8 protein-coding genes are annotated in these 10,478 nt (G+C 60.7%); all 8 read right to left on the bottom strand.

Annotation, left to right across the window (positions count from 1 at the left end; translation table 11 throughout):
- Positions 1-795 (bottom strand): serine hydrolase domain-containing protein (locus JNL55_RS33145; protein ID WP_293864884.1); only part of this gene is annotated, 795 nt, incomplete at its 3' end.
- A complete protein-coding gene (locus JNL55_RS33140; protein ID WP_293864882.1) occupies positions 795-2,417 on the bottom strand; it encodes a serine hydrolase in 1,623 nt (540 codons plus the stop codon). The genes JNL55_RS33145 and JNL55_RS33140, both read right to left, overlap by 1 nt.
- Entirely contained in the window at positions 2,414-3,439 is a 1,026-nt protein-coding gene (locus JNL55_RS33135) for a dipeptidase (RefSeq protein ID WP_293864880.1), read from the bottom strand. The genes JNL55_RS33140 and JNL55_RS33135 overlap by 4 nt, the downstream gene beginning before the upstream one ends.
- The gene (locus tag JNL55_RS33130) at positions 3,436-4,440 is read right to left on the bottom strand and encodes a dipeptidase (protein WP_293864878.1); all 1,005 of its coding nucleotides are present in this window, start codon (positions 4,438-4,440) and stop codon (positions 3,436-3,438) included. The genes JNL55_RS33135 and JNL55_RS33130 overlap by 4 nt, the downstream gene beginning before the upstream one ends.
- A gap of 10 nt (positions 4,441-4,450) precedes the next feature.
- Positions 4,451-7,537 carry a TonB-dependent receptor gene (locus JNL55_RS33125; RefSeq protein ID WP_293864876.1) on the bottom strand — a complete coding sequence of 1,029 codons (3,087 nt, stop codon included), beginning with the start codon at positions 7,535-7,537 and terminating at the stop codon, positions 4,451-4,453.
- Between the two features lie 111 nt (positions 7,538-7,648).
- Entirely contained in the window at positions 7,649-8,716 is a 1,068-nt protein-coding gene (locus JNL55_RS33120; protein WP_293864874.1) for a FecR family protein, read from the bottom strand.
- Positions 8,717-8,723: 7 nt separating this feature from the next.
- Positions 8,724-9,239, bottom strand: a complete 516-nt coding sequence (locus tag JNL55_RS33115; RefSeq protein ID WP_293864872.1) for an RNA polymerase sigma factor — start codon at positions 9,237-9,239, stop codon at positions 8,724-8,726.
- Positions 9,240-9,381: 142 nt separating this feature from the next.
- Positions 9,382-10,478 (bottom strand): peptide MFS transporter (locus JNL55_RS33110; RefSeq protein ID WP_293864870.1); only part of this gene is annotated, 1,097 nt, incomplete at its 5' end.

Raw genomic sequence — 10,478 nt, 5'->3', positions numbered from 1 at the left:
GGTGGCACCGACATTCTCGAAGTTGAGCAGCGCGCGACGCCAGCCCGTGCCATTGGGATTCTTTTGATAAGACAGTGCGCGGCCGGGGATGATCTGCGTCACGTCGTCAAGGAAGAACGTGTGTTCCATGCCCAGCGGCTGGAAGATTCGCTGCTGCGTAAACTCACGCAGCGAGCGCCCCGACTGCGCACGCACGATTTCCGCCAGCAACGTATACCCAGTGTTGGAGTAGCTGACTTCGGTACCCGGAGCAAAGTCCAGCGAGCGCTGCCGGCCCACCATGTTCAGTATCTGTGGCTGACGCAGCACGTTGCGCATGTCCTGACCGCCGATCACGAACAACGTCCATTGATTGCGCAAGCCGCTGGTGTGATGAATCAAGTCCAGCGGCGTAATGACCTGGCCGAAATCGGGCACGTACGGCAAGTAGCGGCGTACGTCAGCCTGCAAATCCACTTTGCCTTCGCTCGCCAACAGAGCCACCGAAAAGGCGGTGAACTGTTTGGAAACGCTGGCCACATGAAACACGGTGCTCGGCGTGATCGGCCGGTCGCTTTCCAGATCGGCACGTCCGTAGCCACGGGCGTACACCATTTCACCGTTGCGGTAGATGCCGAGCGCCACGCCTGGGCTATCGGCCCGATCAAACTCAGCGAACAATGCGTCCACTGCCCGCTCGCGCGTCGTCGGCGCGACCGAATCGGCACGAGCTGTCGCGCCGGCAAGCAGCAGCGCATCGCAGGCAAGGATTAGAGCGCCGGCACGCGATAGCCAGCGTTGTTTTTGTTTTGTCATCATCCCCCGCCCTCGACCCTCTGCAACTCGCCGCCGAACAAGCGACCGGCGTCTAGCACCGTCGCGCGTCCCCGCGGATCGATCTTGAACGTGGCGAAGCTTTTGTTGCCTTCCATGCCACCGGTCCAGACCATTCGAAACGTATCCAGATGCCAATGTTCGAGCCGGCCTAGAAACGCGCCGGGCACACGTAGCAGCAGCTGCTCACCATCCAGCTCGATGCGCACTCGACCGACCTGCGGGTTCTGGTACTCACCGACATAGTTCTTCAGTGGCAGCGATGGCGAGGTATTCGGCAGCCTTTGCTCGTCCTGCTTGCGAGCCGCAACTTCAGCTTCTTGCTCGCGCTGCTCGACGACGCGCAGCAGGTCTGCGCTCCAGTCGTGCTTCGGCTGTCCCAGCAAAGCATCGAACACCCGAAACGACACCAGCCGATTGAACGCGGCCAGGTTGCCGCGACCGAAGCTATTCGCCAGCACGATCACGCCGATGCGCCGCTCCGGCAACATCGCACCGAACGATGGAAAGCCGAGGATGCCGCCGGAATGGCTCACGTATTGGTAGCCACGATAGTTGTTATGGAACCAGCCGAGCGCATAGGAAGGCCGGTCACTACTCGGGCTCACGCGTTGTACCGCTGCCCAGATGGGATCCGGCGGATTCATGATCAGCATCTGCGGCGCATGCATTTCCGTAACGGTTTCCGGACGGAAGATCTGGACATCGCCCAACCGCCCGCCTTCGAGCTGCACTCGCAGCCACTGCAGCATGTCAGTAAGATTGGAAACAATGGCGCCGCCGGCTGCGGCGTTGTCGTAGGACTGCCAGGGAATGACTCGCGCACCGTCCGGTGTGAGCCAGTGGGGCATCGCCACGTTGTCGTTACGCGCGCTCGACGCATTCACCACTCGACCGGCGCTCGGCACACCATGAAAGCTCGGCGCTACATACGCCTCATCCCAGAATTGGTAAGGACTCGTACCGCTCGCCTGCATCCCCAACGGTTGCAACAGGCGCTGCTTGACGAAGTCTCCCCACGGCTTGCCAGTGACCGCTTCGATCACCTGCCCGGCCACGCCATACATCAGATTGCTGTACAGATACTGGTGACGAAACTCAGCCGTAGGCTCGACGTAACGAGCCCGGCGCACGATTTCCTTCGCGTCCAGCAGCGTCACCACCATCATCGTGGATTCGATACCGGTCCGGTGCGCGAGCAGATCGCGAATCGTGACATGCTCGGTCAACCAGCCATCACTGAGCTGAAAAGCCGGCAGATGATCGATGACGCGGTCGTCCCACTTCAGCTTGCCTTCGTCCACCAGCAGCCCGATGGCAGCAGCGGTGAACGCTTTGGTCATCGAGCCAATCTGGAACAGCGTCCGCTCATCGACTCGCGGCGCCGTGTCCAGCTGTCTGTTCCCGAAACCTCGGGCATAGATGACTTTGCCATCTTGCACGACGCCGATGGCCGCGCCCGGCACTTGCCAGTCAACGAGAGCCTTCTCGACGTATCGATCCAGATCGCGCAACGCACTGCTCGGTGCGGCGACGGCAACCGTAGCCATGCAAAACAACGGCACGCTGAGCCAGCGCATGGCCCGGACTACGAAACTCTTCATGCCGCGTTCCCCGCCGAAACTGATTGCGATACTTGCTGGAACACGCGTCGAAAATTCTCGCCGCTCACTTGCGCGACTTGCTGATCGGTCAGGCCTCGCGCTCGCAAGCGCGTCACCACTGGTTCGATCTCCAACACGGCCAAGCCGACATGATCGATGCCAACCAGCTGAATCACGTGCTCGATGTGCCTCACCGTCTGTTCGACCTGCACACGCTGCTCGTTAGATGCGGGCAATGGGGAATGACCAATGCCAATGACACCGCCGCGCGCGGCGCAGGCTTTGATCTGCTCATCGGTCGCGTTCAACGGATGTTCTTGCAGAGCTGCGGCGTTGGTGTGACTGAAGATCACCGGGTGCGAACTCGATGCCATGACTTCGAGGCTGCCACGCCGTCCCATGCGAGCTAGGTCGATCACGATACGTTCGCCGTTCATGCGTTTGACGGCTTTGGCACCCAAGGCAGTAAGCGACAAGTCCGAGCGTTCCAACGCACCATCGCCATAGGCACCCTTCCAATCGCATGCCAGCCCCATCACAGCGATGCCCGACGCGCGAAAGTCGGCCAGATCGTCGAGCTGAGCGGCAAATCGTTGGGTGTCTCGCAGGCAGGCAACCACACCGACACGCCCCATCGCTGCCGGCTCCGCATTCGACTGCAAGGTAGCGGCTTCGGTAGCCGAGACCCACCGCTGCAAACGCAGCCAGTTACGAAACAACACATCGCGTGTCGGCGCGGCATCAAGACTGATCAGCAGCGAACCTATTCCCGTCGCATGCGCAAACCGCACTTGCTCCGCGAACTGCTGCTCCGTGTTGACCCAAGAGCGAGCAGTGGCATCGTCAGCTGGACGTACGCCGACTTCGAGTGCTGCCGTGACGAAGGCAGCTCTCCGGTTGCTCACGACGTTGCGCTTGCTATCCGAAGCGTGTGCCGACGACGCAGCCGCCGCCACCGGAACCGCAGCTGCCAGGCTGACGAAATTCCGTCGTGTTAGTACGAGCGCGTCATCGCGATTCATTGCCCCCACACCTCTCGCCACACGCGCATCCAATTCAAGCCCATGATTCGCTCGATACGCTCGCGTGCGTAGCCCAGGCGCATCAGTCCCGCTGTAATGAGCGGCACACCGCTGAAATCATCGAGATGCTCGACGTAGATCCAGTCCTCTTTTTTCTGTGGATAGACGTCGGCTGGAAAGAAAGCAGGATCCACCGGACCCACGCCACGCCGGCCGATGATCTGGTCCAAGCCGATGCCCACGTGTTCATCACCCACCAGCTGCACCACGTGATCGATGTGACGCAGATACTCATCGAGCGGCGCTGAACGCGGCGCTGGCGAGTTCTGATCGGCGAGAAAGAAGTTGAATGCGGGAATGCCGACGACACCGCCCCGCTGCGCGATGGCGCGAATCAATTCATCGGTGATGTTGCGACGGACGTTGCGTAACGCACGCGGGTTGGCGTGTGTGCACACCACCGGCCCACGAGTTTGCTCGATGGCGTCGAAGCCGGTCGCTTCGCTGGTGTGTCCTCCCACATCGACGACGATGCGCAACTCCTGCAAGGTGCGCACGACTTCGACGCCGAAATGACTCAACGGTCCCGTCTGCGGATCCAAGCAGCCCGAACCCACGGCATTGCCGAGGTTGTAAACCAATCCCGAGGAGCGCAATCCCAGTGCCTGAAAGCCATACAGCTCATCGAGCCGGCCGCGGCCGAACTCGACACTCTGCCAACAAGGGATCAGCGCGATCTTGTTATCTCGACGCGCCGCCTCGATTTGCGCGATCGACGTCGCTTTCACCGCGCGATCCTGACACTCATGCAGGAACCGATGCTCGGCCGAACCGACGTCCAGCCGAAGTGTCGTCATGTTTGCATGCACGCCTCCGGACTGCAGTGTGCGCAATACCTGCTCACTGAGTCCGGAAGCGTCGAGGCCGTTCACCACGAGCATTTGCGCGTGCAATGAACGAGCCTCGCGCCACAGGCCGCGATCCAACGATTCCACAGCCATCGTCCGCCGCTCAGAAGTTCTTGGCGATGGACAACCAGTAGCTACGCAGGCGCGGATCGCCCAGCGGGCTGTAGTAGTAACCCTGCACGCCGTAGTAAGCGTCGAACGGCGGCACCTTGTTGAGCACGTTCTTGATACCGAACTGCACTTCCGTGCCGTTCAGCAGAGTCGAGCCACGACCACCGTCGTAGTCATTGAAACGATAGCTCGTGAACAGGTCGTGATAGTTCTGGCTGGCAATACGATCGCTGCCCTGCGCGAGCACATACGCCTGCGTGCCCAGGTCGTATTGCTTGTACGAACCGAAGTGACGCATCGACCAGCCGGCACTGATGTTGTCGCGATTCCAGGTGATACCGGCATTAGCCTTGAACTTGGCGGGTCCACCGCGACCCAACTCGTTCACGATATTTTCCAGCGGCGCGCCCACTGTGTTCTGGATCCAGTAGTGATCGACGCGCGTTGCCATCGCGAAGAACCCAAACGTGCCGATGTCGGTGCGCTTGCGGTATTCCAGCGTGAGGTCGAAGCCGTCGGTCTTACCCTCGTTGGCATTGATCAGCGTGGCATCCACGTCGGTGATCACACCCACGGTTTCACCCGGCGCCGGCGCAGCTCGCGTGACGCGGCCTGGAAACTGACTTTCCAGATTCACCACCTGCTGTGCGGTCGGCGTGATGACCACGTTCTCTTGTTCGAGTCGGAACCACTCCAAGGTCAGGCGTGCGCCTTCCAGAAAGCTGGGCTCGAACACCAGACCCGCATTCCAGTTCTTCGACTCCTGCGGCTTGATGCTGGGGTTGCCACCATACTGCGGATGAATGTTGGTCAAAGCATTGCCACGCAGCGGATCGAGCACCGTCGCGGCAGCGTTCGGGTTGTAGATCGGCGCCGCGAGTTGCGTGTATCCCGGCGGCAGGAACGCCGTGCCATAGCTCGCTCGCAACATCAGGCTATCAAACGGCTTGTAGCGCACACCGAACGTCGGATTGGTGGAGCTGTAATCAATATCGGTTTTGGTAATGGGCACGTTGCTCGCGAGCTGCGCCGGCGTACCGCGCAGGAAATATTGCGTCGGGCCCGTGGTCACCGAGTAACGTTCCATGCGTGCAGCAATCTGAATGTCCAGCAACTGCACGCCTGGGATGGCGTTCAGCGGCGAATAGAACGGCACCTTCAACTCGGCGTAGATGCTATCGGTCTTCTGTTCCTGATCCAGAATCACCCGGTCGGAATCATCCTGCGGGAAGCCGGCATAGCGAAACCACTGGGTGCCGCGCTCGAAGCCTTCCTTACGGTGCTCCAACCCGATGGCCAACAGCGGTTGACCAGCTGGCATCTGCCACAACGGACCCGCCGCACGCACACCGACGTCGTTCAACTCGGCCGGCGCGTTGTATTCGTAGCGGCCCAGGTACGGCGCCAGATTCAACGGATACAGCTGCGTGTTGACGAAAGGATTGATCGCCCCGCTCGCCAAGGCTGAATTCAAACGCGCGGTATTGGCGTTGGTCGAACCGAACGTTACTTCGGTGTAGTTCCAGGTGTAGTCGGTCTGCGCGCGCCAATCATGCGGCAGATCCATCGTTGCACCGATCGTAGCGCGACGATTGTCGATCTCGGCGTAGTACGGAGCCGCGTACGGGTCCGGCATCGTGATGGTCAGGTTCTGCTGGAACGGATTGACCGGCGAACTGGCCGGCACCGGCAGCGTGAACAACGAGTTGAAATCCGACTCGGCGCTGTTGCGGCCCATGGAGAATTCCACGAACGCTTCAATGTTATCGGTCATCTTGCGACGGACTGATGCCTGAAACGATTTCACCGTGGGCGCGCTGCCCATGTAGAAACGGCTGCCGGTGTAGTAGTTCGCGGTATCAGGCAAGTTCAGATTGTAGAGGCCGGCGTTGGCCAGCAATCCCGCGTTGAGCGTCGCGCCCGAGGAGCCCGGTGCGATGCTGGCCGGAACGTATGTATACGAGGAACCTAGCGGTGTGCCATCGCGAAAGGTGAGCGGCGAGCCGTTCGCCGACGCGATGTTGGTGGTTGCACCGGCATTGAACGGCGAAGCGTTCGAGTACAACAGCGCCGGGTAGTTACGCAGCACGGTCTCGATGCCCTTGCGAGCGATCTGCGGACGATCCCCACGCAACATTGGATCGGCATCGGAGTAGCTACCGGTCAACAGCACATTGGTGCGGCCTTCTTCGAAGTTGAAGCCATAGGCCATGTCGATCTTGCGGATCGCGGCGTCAGTGTCGAAGGTGTTCTCGTAGGTCGCCTTGATCTGAGCGCCGTCGTAGTTGTGCTTCAGAATGATATTGACCACACCGCCAACGGCCGAGCCGCCGTAGATCGCGGCGGAGGACGACGGCAACACTTCGATGCGATCGATGGCGGCCAACGGAATCGAATTCACGTCGGGCTGATTGGCAGTGCCGGTGAAGTTCGACACTGAAGTGCGTCGACCATTGATCAGGATCAAGGTCTGATTGGAACCGAGGCCGCGCAGATTGATGGAGCTGATGTTGCCCTGACCATAGGTCGCGTACTGACTGTTCGCCAACGGCATGGCGTTCATGGTCAGCTTCTGCTTCAGATAATCCTCGACGTTGGCGGCGCCGGACTGTTCGATGGCGGCGTTGTTGAGGATGTAATAGGGTTGCGCGTCGTTCTGGGTGCGCACGATGTCGACGTTACGATCCATGAACGGCTTCTTCGCCGTCACCATGATCTCTTCGACATCTTCGCTGCTGGCGCGCGACGTGGTGGATCGGTTGCTGCCTGCAGGACGAATCATCAGCGCACCGGCGGGCGAACGCTCCGCTACCAATCCCGTGCCTTCCAGCAGTCGTGCGATCGCAGCCTCGGTTGTGTACTCGCCTTTGAGTGCGCCAGTGTCGTGGCCGGCGACCACGTCTTCGGTAAAGATGATTTCCTGGCCGGAAATCTGGCCGAAGGTTTTCAGCGCCTGCGACAGCGGTTGGCTGGCGATGTCGAAATGAAAACTACGCTCTTGCGCAACAGCCGTAGTCGCCAGCAGCGCGATCACTGCCTTGACGGCCATGGACGCGGCTTTTTTTGGTGGGCAAATCATGCAGTCGCTCTCCCCAAGCATCCGCCGCTGTGAAATACAACGGCCCCTCGCTTAAGTAGAGACGCGGCTTTTGCAACGATCCTCCAATTCGCCGCTAAATAGTTTGGCACGCTAACGATGACGCAGTTGAATATCGCCACCCGGCAGCGTCTCAGCCTGCACCGGCAGATAGGCCGTCATGGTGGCAACGAAACTTTCTATATCGCCGGTATTGAACACACCGCTCATACGCAACTTGGCAGCGCGAGGATCGACGATGCGCAGCGCGCGAGTGGAGTAGCGATTCATGCGTTCGATGACCGAAGTCAGCGGCTCGTTCTCGAACACCAGCCGCCCGTTCTGCCACGCCGTCGTCTGTTCGACATTGGCAGTCGTCACGTTCGGTGCCGCGCCGGAGGCGATGACCAATTGCTCGCCAGCAGTCAGCTCGACGGTTTGATCGCCTCGAACCGAGCGCGGCCCCTCGCCTGTTGCTGCTGTTTCTTTGCTGATGACGCGACGAGCGCTGGCGCCGGACTCATCGGCCTCGGTGAAGATGACCACGCGTCCTTCGATCAGCGTGATCAGTGCCTCCGACCCGATCAGATCGACGTTGAAGGCAGTGCCGGTCGCCACCACCTTGCGCCCGGCGGCGTACACGGAAAAGGGACGTTCGACGTCCTTGGCCACGTCGAATCGTGCTTGGCCCCGCAGCAGGCTCAAGTCACGCGCCTCTGGCGAATAGCTGACCCGGACTTCGGTTTGCGAATCGAGGGCGATCTTCGAGCCGTCTATCAAGGTCACGACGCGACGTTCACCGATCTGCGTGCGATAGACATCGGGCCGGCCCGCATGCCATGTCAGCAAGCCTCCAATGACCACCACAGCCAGGGCCGCAGCGGTTGCCAGCTTCGGCCACGCACCCGAAGAGCCAAGCCAGCGATGCCGACCAGCGTCGCGCGCGCGGCCGAGCGCAGCCCGTCGCAGTTCGATCAGCTCAGGCGAATGTGCCTGCTCACCAAACAAATCCCACGGCTCCTGCACTTGGAACCATGCACGGCGATTGTCCTCGTGAGCCGCCAGCCACACTTCGAACTCGGCACTGCCGTCGACACCCTCTTCGGTCAACCGAGTTCGCCACGCCGCTGCCTCGACCAGTCGTCGCGAGCCCGCCGCCTCCACTGCACTTTCGGTACGCATCGCGTCCTTATCTCCTGCCATACCTGATCGCCAAATGCAGCGTCGCCTTCATGACGTGCTTCTCCACCGTGCTCTGACCAATGCCGTACAGCGCAGCGATGTCCTTCTGCTTCATGTTTTCGAGACGGAACAGGATGAAAATATCGCGCGTCCGCGAGCCCAGTTCTTCCAGGGCGCGCAGCGCATCCGCCAAGGTCTCTCGACTGGAGATGACGCGCTCCGGAGACATTTCCTCCGCAAGCCGCCATTCGGTCTCGTCCGCTTCGATATCCTCGAGTGGCACGAAACCGGGATTGCCGTCGCGCTCGACCCGGCGGCGGCGGTCGCGCAATAGATTGATGGCAACCTTGAAGACGAAGCTCTCGGCCCGCTCGATACGCTCGGTCCGCTCCGAGCCGATGGCACGAACCACCCGCAGCAGCACTTCTTGCGTCAGATCCTCGGCTTCCGCGTGGTCATGACAACGCCGCAGAAAAAACGTCATCAGCGGCCGCTGAAAACGGCCACTGAGCTGCTGACGCAAGTCAGTGATCAAAGGTTCGCACGAATGCATGGCCATCGCCCTGTTGAGGGCCGACCATAACACGGGGACGCTGGCTGGATGCCGCGGCTAAACTATTTTTGGCGCCGGTGGAGGATCGGCGAAAAGCCGTCGTCTTACACTATTAATGGCCTGCCGCCGACGTCCACCGCTCCAGGCCATGGGTCATGAGCAACAGGCGAGGCGTCAGCCACCAGGCAACGACCCCGAGCGCCAGCAGCGTCAGCGACATGGTGAAAAACAAGGGCTGCAGGCCCCAGGTGTACCCCAGCGCCCCGATGTAGCCCGTCATCCAAGTGCCGACGCCAATGGTGATGTACCAGCCGCCGATGAATACCGCCGATAGCGAGCGCGGCGCGAGTCGACTGGTCAACGCGATCTGATTGGGCCACACCAGCACGTCGCCGATGCCGAAACACAGGTAGACCAGCGCCATCCACAGCCACGACACTTTCACGCCGCCTGAGGAAGCAGACGCCAGATACGCCAACAACAAATAGGCCGAACCGATCACCAGCAGTCCCCACGCGAGTTTGGTAGGCGCACTCGGATTCCGCCCGCGCTGTTCGAGCCTGTTCCACAGCCGGATCGCGCACGGCGTAAGAATCACAAACGAGATCGTGGCGATATTGATCAGCCAGGTGCTCGGGATGACCCAGCCGAGGAACTGCCGATCCAGATGCGCATCGACGAATAACAGCAACAAGCCACCGGCTTGAAAGAACGCGGCCGCATACAGCGCCGTGAACAATCCTTGCCAAAGGATGACTTTGATTCGATCCCATTCGGGCGTGGTCAGCCGGCGCAGCGCGGACAGCCCCTCTGCTCTACCCACCGGCGCCACACCGATGTCACCGAGATAGTCCTGCTGCTTCCACCAATAGACGGACAAGCTGAGCAGCATGCCAAGCGCCGCCGCGCCAAAGCCCCAATGCCAGCCCGCTCGTTCACCGAGAAAGCCGACGACGACGGTACCGAGAATGCAGCCCACATAGACAGCCGCGAAGAACAACCCGAACGCGCCATCGCGACGCCGATCACCTGCGGCGAAGAAATGACTGACGATGGAAGAAATGGTCGGCTTGATCAGTCCGGTGCCGATCAACACCAACAGCAGCCCGCCAAAGAACGACACCGAAGTGAGCTTGTAGACACTCATCGCCACTGAAGGCGCGATCCCCTGCGCTTCGGCCGCGAGCGCAATCTGTTGCGACTGTTCGG

The organism is Steroidobacter sp. (genome assembly GCF_016790065.1).
Lineage (GTDB): Bacteria > Pseudomonadota > Gammaproteobacteria > Steroidobacterales > Steroidobacteraceae > Steroidobacter.
The sequence above is the reverse complement of the archived record's forward strand: the minus strand, read 5'-3'. Positions and strand labels throughout refer to the sequence as shown.